At 64.4% G+C, this 15113-nt stretch carries 13 protein-coding genes; 10 read left to right on the top strand and 3 right to left on the bottom strand.

Annotated elements, in window-relative coordinates:
* The first annotated feature begins 13 nt into the window (after positions 1 to 13).
* The 8 genes from ACP7DW_RS18090 to bla all read left to right on the top strand — a co-directional run bounded on the left by ACP7DW_RS18090 (position 14) and on the right by bla (position 8740).
* Positions 14 to 484: a copper chaperone PCu(A)C gene (locus tag ACP7DW_RS18090; protein ID WP_426056041.1), complete on the top strand. Its 471-nt coding sequence runs from the start codon at positions 14 to 16 to the stop codon at positions 482 to 484.
* A gap of 123 nt (positions 485 to 607) precedes the next feature.
* Complete coding sequence (locus ACP7DW_RS18085) at positions 608 to 1270, top strand: CerR family C-terminal domain-containing protein (protein ID WP_426056040.1); 663 nt, start codon at positions 608 to 610, stop codon at positions 1268 to 1270.
* Entirely contained in the window at positions 1267 to 2475 is a 1209-nt protein-coding gene (locus ACP7DW_RS18080) for a multidrug effflux MFS transporter (RefSeq protein WP_426056039.1), read from the top strand. The genes ACP7DW_RS18085 and ACP7DW_RS18080 overlap by 4 nt, the downstream gene beginning before the upstream one ends.
* A 122-nt stretch (positions 2476 to 2597) precedes the next feature.
* Positions 2598 to 3944 (top strand): DUF3422 family protein, encoded by a 1347-nt coding sequence (locus ACP7DW_RS18075; protein WP_298408007.1) that lies wholly within the window; start codon positions 2598 to 2600, stop codon positions 3942 to 3944.
* Positions 3945 to 4019: 75 nt separating this feature from the next.
* Positions 4020 to 5516, top strand: a complete 1497-nt coding sequence (locus tag ACP7DW_RS18070) for a hypothetical protein (protein ID WP_426056038.1) — start codon at positions 4020 to 4022, stop codon at positions 5514 to 5516.
* A 61-nt stretch (positions 5517 to 5577) separates the two neighbouring features.
* Positions 5578 to 5970 carry a BlaI/MecI/CopY family transcriptional regulator gene (locus ACP7DW_RS18065; protein WP_298408012.1) on the top strand — a complete coding sequence of 131 codons (393 nt, stop codon included), beginning with the start codon at positions 5578 to 5580 and terminating at the stop codon, positions 5968 to 5970.
* On the top strand, positions 5967 to 7730 hold the full coding sequence (locus ACP7DW_RS18060; protein ID WP_426056037.1) for a M56 family metallopeptidase: 1764 nt from the start codon (positions 5967 to 5969) through the stop codon (positions 7728 to 7730). The genes ACP7DW_RS18065 and ACP7DW_RS18060 overlap by 4 nt, the downstream gene beginning before the upstream one ends.
* A gap of 59 nt (positions 7731 to 7789) precedes the next feature.
* Positions 7790 to 8740, top strand: a complete 951-nt coding sequence (gene bla, locus ACP7DW_RS18055) for a subclass B3 metallo-beta-lactamase (RefSeq protein WP_426056036.1) — start codon at positions 7790 to 7792, stop codon at positions 8738 to 8740.
* Positions 8741 to 8746: 6 nt separating this feature from the next.
* Here the strand turns inward: bla and ACP7DW_RS18050 are convergent, their stop codons facing one another.
* Positions 8747 to 9067: a tetratricopeptide repeat protein gene (locus ACP7DW_RS18050; protein ID WP_426056035.1), complete on the bottom strand. Its 321-nt coding sequence runs from the start codon at positions 9065 to 9067 to the stop codon at positions 8747 to 8749.
* 240 nt (positions 9068 to 9307) lie between these two features.
* Between ACP7DW_RS18050 and ACP7DW_RS18045 the strand changes: the two genes are divergently transcribed.
* Complete coding sequence (locus ACP7DW_RS18045; RefSeq protein WP_426056034.1) at positions 9308 to 11410, top strand: TonB-dependent siderophore receptor; 2103 nt, start codon at positions 9308 to 9310, stop codon at positions 11408 to 11410.
* Between the two features lie 3 nt (positions 11411 to 11413).
* Complete coding sequence (locus tag ACP7DW_RS18040) at positions 11414 to 12577, top strand: DUF1624 domain-containing protein (protein WP_426056033.1); 1164 nt, start codon at positions 11414 to 11416, stop codon at positions 12575 to 12577.
* 7 nt (positions 12578 to 12584) lie between these two features.
* Here ACP7DW_RS18040 and ACP7DW_RS18035 read toward each other — a convergent pair whose 3' ends face one another.
* Positions 12585 to 14456, bottom strand: coding sequence for a hypothetical protein (locus ACP7DW_RS18035; RefSeq protein WP_426056032.1), 1872 nt, complete (start codon positions 14454 to 14456; stop codon positions 12585 to 12587).
* Positions 14457 to 14562: 106 nt separating this feature from the next.
* Positions 14563 to 15093, bottom strand: coding sequence for an isochorismatase family protein (locus ACP7DW_RS18030; RefSeq protein WP_426056031.1), 531 nt, complete (start codon positions 15091 to 15093; stop codon positions 14563 to 14565).
* Positions 15094 to 15113: the final 20 nt, after the last annotated feature.

Here is a 15113-nt window from a genome sequence, read left to right as displayed (position 1 = left end):
CGAGGAAATGATCATGACCCATTTGAAAACCCTGCTGGCCACGGCCCTGACCGTGCTGTCCTTCTCCGCCGCTGCCCAGACTTCCGTGCAGATTACCGACCCGTGGGTACGCGCCACCGTGCCGCAGCAAAAAGCCACGGGCGCCTTCATGCAGATCACGGCGCCGAAAGCCATGCGCCTGCTGGAAGTGCGCTCGCCCGTGGCCGGCGTGGCGGAAATCCATGAAATGAGCATGACGGACAATATGATGCGCATGCGCCAGGTCAAGGAAATCAGCTTGCCAGCCGGCAAGGCCGTGGAACTGAAGCCGGGCGGCTACCACGTGATGCTGCTGGACCTGAAAGGGCAGGTGAAGGCGGGTGACAAGATTCCACTGACCCTCGTCGTCGAGGGCGAAGACAAGCGCCGCGAAACCATCGAAGTGACCGCCGTGGCCCGTCCGCTGGGCGCCGCCTCGGCCCCGATGCCGGCGATGAAGCACTAAGCTTCCCGCCACACCCGTGAAAAGCCCGGTTCGCCGGGCTTTTTTGCGCCCATTTGAAAATTAAACAGCTGTTTGATACAATGCTGAAAAATATTAAACGGCTGTTTAAATGATGGGATTGGCATGACAGAACAGAAAGAAGGCGAACCGGCGCGCGCGCGCATCCTGCAGGCGGCGGCGGACCTGTTTGCCGACGAGGGCTACAAGGCCACCTCCGTGCGCAGGATCTGCGAGGCGGCGAAAGTCAATGTGGCGATGGTCAATTACTATTTTCATAGCAAGGAAGAGCTGCACCTGGCCGCCTTCGACCATGCGCGCGAACTGGCGCGGGCCTCGGCCGCCGACGTGGCTGCCGCCAGTGCGCGGGCGCAGGTGCCGCCTGTGGAACAGTTGCGCCTGGCTATCGAGGCGCTCGTGTCCGACATGCTGCGTTCGGGGCACGCATCGCTGTTCAGCCGCCTGGTGGCGCGCGAACTGATCGAGCCGACGGCCGCCATCCACAAGCTGGCCGAGCGCAATGTGCGGCCCCAGCACGCCTTGTTTACGGGCTTGATCCGTGGCGTGGTGGGGCCTGCCATGCCGGACGACGTGGTGCAGAAATGCGTGTTCAGCGTGATCGGCCAGGCCGTGTTCTATGCCCGGTCGCGCATCGTGCATGAACTGGTGGTGCCGGAAATGACGTATGACGAGGCGGGCATCGCCAGCATTGCGCGCCATGTGTCGCAATTCTCGCTGGCGGCTCTCGACGGCTTGTGCCGCCAGTATGCTGCGCAGGTGGGCGCATGAAGGCGCGCAAGCTGACCCTGGTGCTGGCCGGCCTGGCCATGCTGGGTCCGTTCGCCACCGATACTTTTTTGCCATCGTTTCTCGCGATCGGCACGCATTTCGACGTCAGCAGCGTGCTGGTGCAGCAAACCCTGAGCGTCTACCTGGCCGCCTATGCCTTCATGACCTTGTTCTATGGCACCTTGTCCGACTCGTTCGGCCGCCGTCCCGTGATCCTGGCATCCCTGCTGATCTTTGCCGTCGGCTCCATCGGCGCCGCGTTTGCACCGAGCTTTGGCTGGCTGCTGTTCTTCCGCGGCATGCAGGGCGCCTCGGCGGGCGCGGGCAGGGTGATCGGGCAAGCCATCGTGCGTGACACCCTGTCAGGTGCGGCCGCGCAAAAGATGCTGGCCAACATCATGATGGTGTTCGGCATCGCACCGGCCATCGCCCCCATCATCGGCGGCTGGCTGCACGTGGCGTATGGCTGGCAGTCGACGTTCGTCTTCACGTTTTCCGTCACGGTGCTGCTGGCGCTGGCCTGCCTGAAAGGATTGCCGGAAAGTTTAGCCGTCGAGCAACGCCAACCCTTCCACCCAGGCAATATTGCGCGCAATTACTGGCTGGCCTTGCGCCACCGGGCGTTCCTGCTGCGTTCGCTGGCCGTGGCCTTCGCCTTTGGCGGCTTCGCCCTGTACATCGCCTCGGCCCCGCATTTCATCCTGGAATTGCTGCGCCTGCCGGAAACGGCGTTTGGCTGGATGTTCATCCCCATGGTGGCCGGCCTGGTGGGCGGCTCGGCGCTGTCGGGCAAGCTGGCCCATGCGGTGAAAAGCACCGTGCTGGTGCGCTGGGGCTTGCTGGTCATGGCGGCCACGGGCGCGCTCAATATCATCTACAACCACTGGTTCGCGGCCAGCATCCCGTTCGCCGTCGTGCCCGTGATGCTGTACGCGTTCGGCATGTCGCTGGCCTTGCCGGGCATGACCATGTCCACGCTCGACATTTTTCCGCAGATGCGGGGCCTGGCCGCCTCCTTGCAAAACTTCGTGCAAATGCTGGTGTTTGCGCTGGTGTCCGGTTTTGTCGCACCGTTGCTGTTCGACAGCGCTTTTAAATTGGCGCTGGGACAGGCTTCGGCCGTGGCGCTCGCCGCCGTATTCTGGTGGCTGGGCAGCCGCCAAGGGGCGGGGCAGGGTGCAACTGCACTTATTAAAACGACATGAGTGGCATTGAAAAAAAGTGGCATGCTTCCTGCTTTGTTACACTGTGACAATCAGACCTCCGTCGCGGGCACAGCAGCACGCGCGCGGGTCTAAGCAGTTTTGCAACTTTACCTTTGGCTATCATGCACTTGATTAACTCCAGTTTGAACCACGCCTTGCGCGTGCCGCTGGCTGCGGAAATCCACTCGCGGCCGTTTTTGCAGCTCGATGCCCCCGAGCTGATCACCCATCTGGCCGTCTACAAGGATGACAGCGCGGCGCCCGGTGCGTCGAATATGGCGGCCCAGCATGCCACTCTGGCTGCCCTGTGCACGCATTTCGGCGTCACGCCGCCCGCCGCCGAAGCCAAGTATTTTTATTACGACTTTGGCCGCTTCCGCCTGAAATGGGAATGCCATACGGAATTTGCCACGTTTACGTTTGCCGAACATCCTGGTGCCGCCTTGCCCCTGGAGCAGGCGTTCGAGCGCATGCCCCTGGAGCAGTTGCCGCAGCAGTGGCTGGCGGGCTTGAAGGGCAAGCTGATGGTGGCCGCGCACGTGGTGCTGGAACAAGCGACAGAGCCAGCCGAGATTTTCATGCAGGGCTTGTCGCGCGTGTTCGAGGGCAATACCCTGGCCGGCAGCAAAGTGTTGCAGGGCGGCGAATTGTGGACGGATTTTACGATCCAGTCCGATGGCTTCAGCCGTTTCGTCATCCGCGATGCGGGCATGCACTCGCAGCAGTCGGGCCGTCTGGTGCAGCGCGTGCTGGAAATCGAAACCTACCGCATGATGGCCTTGCTGGGCTTGCCCTACGCCATGCAGGCGGCGCCTTCGTTGAACGCCATCGAAAACGAACTGGCGACCCTGGCCGCCGCCATGGTCGATACGGACGATGCGCCGGGTGCCAGCAAGGCGGACGAGGGCGTTGCCGAGCAAGCCTTGCTTGACCGCATCACGCGCCTGGCGGCCCGCATTGAAAAGCTGTCACTCGACAATAGCTACCGTTTTTCCGCCTCGAAAGCCTACATGGGCCTGGTCAAGGCGCGCATCGACGAGTTGCGCGAAGAGCGCATCGAGGGCATGCCCACGGTCGAGGAATTCATGGACCGCCGCCTGACGCCCGCCATGAATACCTGCGCAGCGATGGCCAGCCGCCAGGAAGCGATGGCGCAGCGCATCGCCAACACGAATGACTTGCTGCGCACGCGCGTGGGCATCGTGCAGGAATTGCAGAACCGGCAAATCCTGCAATCGATGAATGCGCGCGCGGCGCAGCAGCTGCGCTTGCAGCAAGCGGTGGAAGGCTTGTCCGTGGCCGCCATTTCGTATTATGTGATCGGCCTGTTCAGCTATACGGGCAAGGCGGCCAAGGTGCTGGGCCTGCCCGTGAATCCGGAAATCCTCGTCGGCGCGCTGGTGCCGTTCGTGGCGGCCGGCGTGTGGCTGGGGCTGCGCCGCATGCATCACAAGCTGCACGCGGACTGAGCCGGCGGCGCGTACGCCGCGCACCGCCAATCTTTGCTATCGTGCGGGCCTCACCGTTCGATACAAGGAGTCAGCGTGCTTGCCAAGGTTGGAGATATTTACAGCGTGTTTTCGTCCAGGCTGCAGCAGTATGTGGCTTGTCAGGTCACCGCCATCGAGGACGACGCTTCGTCCGGCAGAGCGCCGCTGGCCGCCGTCCTGGAGCTGGACTGGACGGGCGACGCCTTGCCCGATGCGGCGGCCGTGCAGGCGATGCGCCCGCTGGTGTGCGATTACTATTTCTGGAACCGCCGCCACGACCACAGTTTCGTCAATGCCAAGGTGCCGCGGACTTACACCCTGGTGGCCAATATCGCGCCCCTGGTCGATACGCAAGTGAAGAGCTACAGCGGCGGCTGGCACATGGGCGACAGCCTGTATCGCCAGCGCCGCTGGGAGCAGGTCGACCCGGACAGGCGCCAGCGCTTCAAGGCGGCATCGGGCGCGGAAGTGCGCATTGGCGGCCAGGCCGTGCGCCAGAATACGAGCCGCATCGGCGATGGCGTCCTGCAGGCGCTCGGCGATCTGTCCGAACTGGACCAGCTGCCTTGCCTGACGGCGATCGAGACGCGCCACGGCAGCGCGGCGCTGGCCGCCTATATCAACGGCAACCCCATCATCAATGAAGTGCAGTGGCAGTCATCGACGGTGGGTGAACTCGACTTAAGCAACAGCAATGTCAGCCGCCTCATCGTGCATGCCGAAGGCTTGCAGACGCTGCGCCTGAACGAGGGCTTGAGCACCCTGATACTGAATGGCACGCCGTCGCCATCGCTGCGCATCGACGACGCGCATGCGGGGCGCTTCCTGCGCCTGCAGTGTGGCGGCGCCCTGGCGCCATTCCACGGCCTCGATGAATTGATGCACCTATCGCTGAGCGCGATGCCGGCCGTGGATTTCGACGTGGTGGCGCAGCGTTTCCCCGGGCTGACTGAGCTGACCGTCTGGGGCAAGCCCGGGCTGGCGTCGAACGTGGCCAGCATCGCCACATTGACCCGCTTGCAAGCGTTCACCGCGTATGAACTGTTTGGCTACGGCCCTGACGACTTTCCCGCTCCGGCGCAGTTGCCATCCTTGTCCAGCCTGTCCCTTGCCAGCCTGCCGCTGGACGCGGCCAAGGCCATCAAGGCCAGCTATAAAAAGGCGGCGGCGCTGGGCTCGAACCTGTCGGTGACGCGGCCGCGCAAGCCCGAGTGGCTGGCGGAAAACCTGGACAACCCGTTCCGCGACTGGGATGGCCGCGAGCACATCTCGGCGGCGTATGCCAGGAAGGCCGCGCAGGCGTATAAAAAACTGCTGACCACGGCGCGCACCCTTGACGGCGTGAGCGATGCCGAGACTGTGCATGCCATGGCGCAGGAAATGGTCACGGCCTATGTCGCCGTGTTCAACCAGATCGAGCGGCGTTCCAGCATCATCGAAACGGTGGAGCGCGATGAAATCTACGTCGCGCTGGAGCAGGTGCTGACGCAGGCGCAACTGCCCGAGGTAGCGGCGCTGTATGCCTTGTTCGACCGCCTGCGCGATTTTTAGTTTTTCACGAACTAGAAAAAAAGTTCTAGACATGTCGTTCTAGAATCGGTATTCTAGCGGCATGCTGAAAAATACCTCCACTCCCCATCCCACGGCCGCCGAACTGGACCTGCTGCGCATCTTGTGGCGGCGCGGTCCGTCCGACGCGCGCGCCGTGTATGACGCGCTGGCCGAAGAGCGTGCCGACGCCAGCTACGCCACCGTGCTGCGCCAGTTGCAACTGATGCATGGCAAGGGTCTCCTGAGCCGCGATGAAAGCCAGCGGCCGCAGCTGTATGCGGCCGTCGAGGCGCAGGAAAAGTTGCAAACGAGCTTGCTCAAGGACTTGATCGGCAAGGTGTTTTCCGGTTCCGGCAAGGCGCTGGTGCTGACGGCGCTGCGCGAGCACGTGAGCGACGCGGAGCGCCTGGAAATTGAAAAAATCCTGCGCAGCAAGGATGGCAAGGCGCCATGAACCTGGACCTGCGCCTCGGCATCGAGTTGGGCAACCTTGTCCCGGCGCTGGGCTGGGTCTTGCTGTATTTTGTCTGGCAAGGCGTGATCGTCGGCGCCGTCTCCGCCGTATTGCTCTGGCTGCTGCGCCATTCCAGCGCGCGCTGGCGCTATGCCGTCTGCGCGCTGGCGCTGCTGCTGTGCCTGTGTATTCCCGCCGTCCATCTGCTGTCTCTGCTGTCCGGCACTTCACTGGCCCAGCTGCCGATGGCTGCGCCGCCCGCCTGGCGCGCCGCGCTGCAAGCATGGATGCCGGCCCTGGTGCTGGCCTGGAGCGCCGGCGTTGGCCTGATGAGCTTGCGCCTCTGCCTGGGTCTGGCCTGGGTCGGCAGGCTGCGGCGCCAGGCAGTGGCCGCGCCGGCCATCTGGCAGGCGCGCCTCGATGCGCTGGCGCTGCGCATGGGCTTGCGCCGCAGTGGTCGGATTCCGCTGAAGCTGCATGCGGGACTGGCCAGCCCCGTCACCGTGGGCTTCTGGCGCCCCGTCATCCTGCTGCCGGCCGCCCTGCTGAGCGGCATGCCCGTTGCCTTGCTCGAAGCGCTGCTGGCGCATGAACTGGCGCACGTGCGGCGCTGGGATTACCTGGTCAATTTGTTGCAAAGCGTGGCCGAGGCGCTGCTGTTCTTTCACCCCGTCGTCTGGTGGCTGTCGGCGCGCATGCGGGCCGAGCGGGAACAGGTGGCCGACGCCCTGGCCGCGCAAGCGCTGCAAGACCCGCAGCAGCTGGCCACGGCGCTGCATGCCTTGTCCCTGCACGCGGCCGCGCCGCAACATTCCGGCTTGCTGATGTCGGCCCGCGGCGGGGCGTTGCTGACGCGCATAGAACGCCTGATGGCCCCCGGGCTTGATACGGCCGGCTGGAAACTGGCCGTGCCGGCCTTGCTGCTGGCCTGCGCCACCTTGCTGTTGCAGGTGCAGGACAAGCCTGCCGTCAGCGGGGCGGCCCTGGCCGAGGCCGCCGTCGCGATGCTGGACTTGCCCGTCAGCGCGAAACACATGCTGGTATTTGACGACAGCACGGGCCAGGTACTGATGGCGAAAGATGCGGATGCCGTCGTGCCCATCGCCTCGATCACCAAGCTGATGACGGCCATGGTGGTGCTGGACGCGGGACTCGATCCCGACGAGCAGCTGCGCATCGTGCGCGCCGATGGCGACTCTTCAATGCAGCGCCACAGCCTGCTGGCCGATGGCGTGGCCGTGTCGCGCGGCGCGCTGCTGCAGCTGGCGCTGCTGCCATCGGAAAACCGTGCCGCCGCCGCGCTGGCGCGCACCTATCCCGGCGGCGGCGCGGCGTTTCATCAAGCCTTGCAAGCGAAGATCCGCCACCTGGGTTTGCACCGCACTACCTTGCTGGACCCGGTCGGCAGTTCGCCCGCGAATACATCGACGGCCAGCGAGGTGGCGAAGATCGTCGCGGCGGCCGCGCGCTATCCCGACATCGCGCGCATCACCAGCCACCCGCAAGCGAGTGTGGCCGTCAATGGCAAGGTGCGCACCCTGCACAACACCAACCCGCTGGTGGGCGGCAAGGACTGGGACATTTTGCTGTCCAAGACGGGCAGCAGCCATGAGGCGGGCAGCTGCCTGACGATGCGCATGCGCAGCGGCGGCAAGCACGTCACCGTGGTGCTGCTGGACGCCGACGGCGCGCAGCGGCGCTCGCTCGACGCCGGACACATCCGCGACACCCTGGCTGACAGGACCGGCCGCATGCATTGATACCCCCCCCTGGGCGCGCCATCGCGCGCGCCCTTCTTTTTGACACTCTGGAGATGAAGATGACACTATTGGCGAAGTTGATGCTGGCGACGGTTGCGACCATGGCGGCTGGCACGGTGCAGGCGAAGACGCCGGCGCCTGGGCAGGATAAACCGGTTAATTGCGACAGTTGCAAGGAATGGAACGCGCCCGTCAAGCCATTCAATATCCATGGCAATAGCTGGTATGTGGGCACGGCCGGCCTGTCCGCCGTGCTGGTGACGAGTCCGCAGGGCCATATCCTGCTCGACGGCGCGCTGCCGCAATCGGCGCCGTTGATCATCGCCAGCATCAAGGCGCTGGGCTTTCGCATCGAGGACGTGAAAGTCATCCTCAATTCGCATGCGCATTGGGATCATGCGGGCGGTATTGCCGCGCTACAACGGGCCAGCGGCGCCACCGTGATGGCCAGCGCCTCGGGTGCGCTGGGTCTGCAAAGCGGCACGAATGGCAAGGACGATCCGCAGTACCAGGCGAATCCCGTCGTGCATGTCGCGAAAGTGGCCAAGGTGAAGGTGGTGGGCGAGGGCGAGACCGTCAAGGTGGGGCCGCTGACCCTGACGGCGCACATGACGCCCGGTCACACGCCAGGCGGCACGACGTGGACGTGGACCTCGTGCGAAGGCGACCGTTGCCTGGACGTCGTGTATGCGGACAGCCTGAACCCGTATGCCAGCGGCGATTTCCGCTATACGGGCAAAGGCAAGACGCCGGACATTTCGGCTTCGTTCGAAGCGAGCATCGCCAAGGTGGCCGCCTTGCCATGCGACATCATCATCCCCGTGCATCCGGGCACAACGGACGTGCTGGGCAAGGCCGCCAGGCGCAGCGGCACGGACAATCCCCTGATCGACGCCAGCGCCTGCCGCGCCTATGCGGCCGAAGCGGGCGGCTTGCTGGCCAAGCGCCTGGCGAAGGAACGGGGCGAAGCGTTGCCTCTTGAGGCCAAGGGCGCCGCGCACGTGCATTAAGATTTTTTACTCTGCCGCCTGCTGTTTTTGCAGGCGTTTGACGAACACCGTCATTTCCTTGACGGCTTGCAGGTCGCCTTGCTGCCGGGCCACGGTCACGCCCGTCGTCCAGGCGGCCTGCGCTTCCTCCAGCCGACCCAGCTGCTGCAGGGCCTTGCCCAGCAATTTCCACGCGGCCGAATAACCCGCTTGCTGTTGCGTCGCCTGCGCCAGGTGCAGGGCGGCTTGCTCGGCGTCATGCTCTTTCAGGCAGGCGTCGCCCAGGCCAAAGCGCAGCAGGGCGTTGTCGCGTCCCTGCGCCAGCAGTTTTTCCAGTCTTTCACGCATGTCCGGCTCCATCTTATTATGCAAGTGTATTCTTGCATATTAACGCCTCAGCCACGGGAAAACAAGGATGCGCCGAGTTGGCCATGCGCGCATCGCGCCGGGCCTTGCCACTTGCGCGCGGCCAAGGTACAAGTGTTCGTGGATTTTCTGGCGCAGATTTTTCACGACGACTTTAATGAGAATTGATTATCAATTATAATGCAAGCCTATTGCATTAAATTGCCCATTATCAGGAATCCCATGTCCGTGTTTTTACGCCGCCCCGTGGCGCTTTTGCTGGCCGCCGCCAGCCCTCTGGCGCTGGCAGCTGACCCTGCCGCCGACAGGCCCGATGCGCAGGATGTCGTCACTGTGAAAGCCGAGCGCCTGCACTACCGCAGCCTGTCGGCCACGGGCGCCACCAAGACGGACGCTTTATTGATGGATTTGCCGCAAAGCGTGCGCGTGCTGACCGGCGACTTGTTGCGCGATGCGGGCGTGACAACACTGGCCGGCGCGCTGGACCTGGCCAGCGGCATCGCGAAGCAAAGTCCGCTGGGCGGCTTGTGGGATAGCTATGCCATGCGCGGCTTCACGGGCGACCCGAATTTCGGTTCCGACTATATGGTCAACGGTTTCAGTTCCAGCCGTGGCTACAACGGCCTGCGCGACGCCGGCAATACGCAGACTGTGGAAGTGCTGAAAGGCCCCGCGTCGGCCCTGTACGGCCGGGGCGAGCCGGGTGGCACGGTGAACATCACGACGAAAAAGCCGAAGTTCGCGCCGGAATACGGCGCCGACGTTTCCCTCGCCAGCTTCCGGACGCGCCGCGCCGCCGTCGATTTGACGGGACCGTTGAGCGATACCGTCGCCTACCGCCTGAACGCGGCGCATGAAGAGGGGCACAGCTTCCGCGATACGGTGAAAGTCGAGCGCAGCCTGTTTTCTCCCTCGTTCCTCTGGCTGGCGGGCGAGCACACGACCGTGTCGTATGAAATCGAAGCGGTGCGCCAGCGTGTGCCGTTCGACCGCGGCGTCGTGGCCGTGCATGGCCAGCTGGGTCTTGTCCCTGTTTCACGCTTCCTGGGCGAACCGGGCGACGGCCCCATGACGGTCAAGTCGCTGGGGCAGCAGCTGTTCATCCACCATGCGCTGTCCGACGACTGGACGCTGCAGGCGGGCGCTTCCTACCGCGACAGCGAATTGTCCGGCTATTCGACCGAGGCGAACAAGCTGCTGGCCGATGGCCGCAGCCTGAACCGCCAGCGCCGCCACCGCGATTTTTCGGCCACCGACGTGTCGGCCCGCGTCGAAGTACTGGGCAAGTTCAAAACGGGCGCGCTGGCGCACGAGGTGCTGGCCGGTGTCGACGCCTATCACTTCGACGACCGCCGGGTGCAGCTGCGCCGCAATCCGTCCGCTGGCAATCCATATGCCATCGATATTTATGCGCCCGTGTACGGCGGCAGGGCCGATCCGCTGGCCCTGTCCATCGACACGCAGGAAGCGCAAAAGGCACGCGGCCTGTATGCGCAAGATCAACTGGACCTGGGCGCGCAATGGAAGGCGCTGGTCGGCGTACGCCACGACACGTACACGCAGGATGTGACGAATAATCGCCTGAAGGTGAGCAACGGCCAGTCGCTGTCGGCCACCAGTCCCCGCGCGGGCCTCGTCTACCAGCCGTCGAAAATGTGGTCGCTGTATGCGAGCGCGGCCAAGGGTTTCCGCCCCAACAGCGGCATCAGCATCGCCAACCAGGCGTTTCCGGCCGAGCGCAGCCGCGCGTATGAGCTGGGCGCGAAACTGGAAACGGGCAAGCTGACGGGCACGCTGGCCGTGTACGACATCCGCAAGCGCAATGTGCTGACGACCAATCCCGCCAACACGGATTTTGCCATCGCGGCGGGCGAGGTGGGCAGCCGGGGCCTGGAACTCGATGTGTCGGGCGAAGTGGCGCGCGGCTTGCGCGTCTCGGGCGCCTATGCGTACACGGACGCCAGCGTCACGCGCGGCGACACTACGATACTGACGGGCAGCCGCTTGGCCAACGTGCCGCGCCACAGCGCCAACCTGCTGGCCACGCAGCAATTCGCGCTGGGCACGGGCACGGCCAGCGTGGGCGGCGGCGCGCAGTACGTGGGCGAGCGCCTGGGCGACGTCGCCGCCAGCAGCAGTTTCACCTTGCCGGCCTACACGACGGCCAGATTGCTGGCGTCGTATTCGCCCAACGCACAATGGCGCCTGGCCTTGAACGTGGAAAACCTGTTCAACCGCAGCTACTATGCGAGTTCCTATAGCCAGCTGTGGGTGGCGCCGGGGGCTGAGCGCACGCTGACTGTGCATGCACACTACCGTTTTTAAGCGATGACGATGACCTTGACTTCCCCCGCCACCTTGCGCGCCCGTATCGCCGTCATCGACGTACTGCGCGGCCTCGTCATGCTGATCATGCTGTTCGACCATGTGCGCGAAACGGTCTTTTTACACCATCAGGTGGGCGACCCGATGGATGCGGCCCACGTCGATCCGGCCCTGTTCTTCACGCGTCTGGCGGCCCACGTGTGCGCGCCCATGTTCGTTTTCCTGACGGGACTGTCGGCCTGGTTGTACGCGCATCCGGCCGCCGGGCCCCGCAGCGCTACTGGTTTCCTGTTCAAGCGGGGCTTGCTGCTGGTGGTGCTGGAACTGGTGTTCGTCAACTTCGCCTGGAGCGGGGCGTTTCCACCGGCCGTGCTGTATCTGCAGGTGATCTGGGTCATCGGCCTTGCCATGATGGCGCTGGCCGTGCTGCACCGGCTGCCATTGAAAGTGCTGGCGCTGCTGGGCGTGGCGATTATCGCAGGGCAGCATCTGTTCACGGGTTTGCGCGCGCAAGAGGGCAGCCTTGGCTACTATCTGCTGACGGTGCTGCTGCAACGCGGCTACCTGGTGGCCGATGGCGCCATGAAGATCAAGGTCAGCTATCCGCTGCTGCCGTGGATAGGCGTGATCGTGCTCGGCTATGCGGCCGGGCCGCTGTATGCGCGCAGCCGTTCACCGGAGGGACGGCGCCGCCTGCTGCTGGCGCTGGGCACGGGCAGCTTGCTGCTGCTGGCCGTCTTGCGCGGCATCAATCTGTATGGCGAAACCCTGCCGTGGGTGGCGGGCGACACGGCCGTGCGCACGGTCATGAGCGTGCTGAACTTCACCAAGTACCCGCCGTCGCTGGACTTTTTGCTGTTCACCCTGGGCCTGGGCCTGCTGGGCCTGGCCTGGCTGGAAAGCGTCGATAACTGGTTCACGCGCGCTTGCGCCACCTTTGGCGGCGCACCGATGTTTTACTATCTGCTGCACCTGTATCTGCTGCTGGTCATCGGCATCACCCTGACGGCCGTGCTGGGCGCCAACCACGGCACCCGCTATGGCGTCGAGCACATCTGGCAAGTCTGGCTGCTGGCCTTGCTGCTGATGCCCGTGCTGTACTTTCCCTGCCGCGCGTTTGCCCATTACAAGCGCACGTCGCGGCAGGCGTGGGTGCGTTATTTCTGAAGCATGCCTACTTGCAGTACAACCTGTCGATGCTGTGGCTGGACGCCAGGTAATGCCGCGTCTGCCACCCGATGGCCACGCGGTAGGCGCACGGCGGGTCGAGCGCCACGTTGACGGGGAAGCCGCCATTGTTGCCCGATAAATGCGGCCCGCCCGCGCCACCGCGGAACAGGTAATTGCTCGGTGGCGGCGGTGGCGTGAAGCTGGCGGCCGGCAGCGGTGGCGGCGGGTGCGCGATGCCGTTGTTGTTGGATATCGTGATATTGAAAAAGCGCAGATGCGGATGGTCGATCGTGTACAGGATATGCACGAGGCCGCCCGAGACGGGGTTGCAGGCATTGCTGCGCAACTCTTCCAGGTCCAGCGCCACGATGACGGGCGAGTTGTCGAAGACGATGGAGTCGAGGCCGTCCGTGGCCACCAGCGCCAGGGTATTGCCATCGCGCACCTCGAAGCCCAGGCGGTAGCGGCGTATCGGTTCGCTTTCGGCCGCCGTCAGGCTGCGGCCCGCGTCGAGTATCGGCAAGCCGCCCGGCAGCTTGGCCGGATGCAGGCTGGTGATGGCAGGCGTATTCACGGTCAGCAAGTCGAAGGTGCGCAGGAAGATATTCTGCTGCACGATGACGATGGCCGTCGTACCGTCGCGCATGTCCACCGTGACTTGCTTGCCATCGACCCGTATCCAGCCGCCCGGTTTCAAATCTCCCGCGTCGATGATGACGGGTGCCGAGTCGGCCAGGCCCAGACCGTTCGTATAGAACACATAGCCGACCAGGGTGCCGAGCACTTGCGTGAGCGGCGCCAGGCTGGCCGGCGCCACCGTGGGGATGGCTGTCGGGTCGTCGCTGCCGCCCGGCCAGGACCATTCGCCGATGAGGAAACGGTATTCGAGCGGATTGGCGGGGATGGCGCTATTGCGCAGCGGGCAATTGCCTTTCAAGGTGACGCCACCGGCGAACACATACGAGGCGGCCGCGCCGCCCGCATAGCCTTGCGCGGAAAAGCCGGCCAGCGAGGGAAACGGGTGGATGTCGAAGATTTCCACCTGCTGCCAGTGCGGCACGCCTTCCACGTCGGGCGGCAGGACGTCTTTCGAACATAATTCCACGCAGAAACAGTGGCCGACGTTTTCGCGGCCCGGCTGGCGCCCGTTGGCCTGGGTTTCCGACAGGATGGTGACGCTGCCCAGCTGGGCCGTGAAATACACGTCGGGGCCGCTCGTGAATTCCACGTTGATGAATGGTGAAAACGGCGTGAGCGTGAAATCCGACGTCAGGTAATCGATGCGGAAGCGCCCGCCGGCGTCCGTCACCGCCACGCCCAGCGCATCGTCCTGCAGCCAGTCGGCGTCGAAGGCGCGCACGGTGGCGCCGGCGATCGGCGTGTGCGGCGCCTCGCAGGTGCGCAGCCGGCCGCAGATGGTCCAGGCGCCGAAGCGGGCGCGCACCAGGCACCAGAAGCGTTGCGGCAGGCAATAATCCCAGATGGCGAGGAAATCGTTGTCGACCTGGCGCCAGCGCGGCTGGACCGTGGTGATGGAAAACTGCAGCGGCACGGGGTGTTTCGGCCCCGGCTTCAGGTGCGGCACGGTGGAGCACAGCACATCGACTTCGACGGCCTCGCCCTGGTAATCGCCTTCCAGCGTAAAACTGTAGTTGCCATCGTCATCCGTGCGCGCTTCGGCCAGCAAAAACGGCGCCTTCGCCTGCACTTCCTCGTCCGTGAGAATGGCGAAGGTTTCCTTGGCGCTGGCCACGGCCAGGGCCGTGACGTTTTGCGCCGCGCGCGGGCGGTACAGGCGCACGATGACGTGCGACAAGGCTTCAGGACACTCGGCACAGATCAAGCCGCACAGTTTGCCCCGCAGGATATAGGCCATGATGGTTCTCCAGCTCAGTTGGACAGTTGTACCGCTCAGAATGGCGGCGCTGTTACCAAGTTAGCAAATCAATAGCCTTCGGGCTTGATCCTGCGTAAAGGAGTGGCTATTTGATCAGCGCCAATACTTCGCGGAAGCGCGGGTGCTTGCAGTCGCGCAACCATTCAAAGGCCAGCATTTCCACCGTCACCAGATGGGCGCCCAGCCTGTCCAGGCGGGCCAGCGCCGCATCGCGGCTGGCGGCCTGGCGCGAACCGACGGCGTCGATGGCGATGATGACCTCGTAGCCCAGCTGCAGCAGGCCGATGGCCGTCTGCAGCATGCACACATGGGCTTCGCAGCCCGTGACGACGATCTGTTTGCGCCCGGCGGGCAGCATGTCCTGCAAGCCATCAGAACAGGCGCCGAAATGCGTCTTGTGCAAGGTCCGTTCGCACAGCGCGGCGATTTCCTCCACGTTCGGCCCCAGTCCCTGGCGGTTCTGTTCCGTGCCCAGCACGGGCACGTCGAGCAGACGGGCGATCTTCGCCAGGCGCAGGTTTTGCGCCAGCACCAGGCCGGCGTCGTGGATGGCCGGCATCAAGCGGCCTTGCAGGTCGACAATGACCAGTACGGCCTGGCTTGCATCCATCAACATGGCGTTCTCCTTATTAGTAT

Origin of the sequence: Janthinobacterium sp. PSRC1-1 (assembly GCF_049897525.1) — a bacterium.
Classification (GTDB): domain Bacteria; phylum Pseudomonadota; class Gammaproteobacteria; order Burkholderiales; family Burkholderiaceae_D; genus Janthinobacterium; species Janthinobacterium tructae.
Note: the sequence above shows the minus strand (reverse complement) of the source record. Positions and strands in the feature narration are given on the sequence as shown.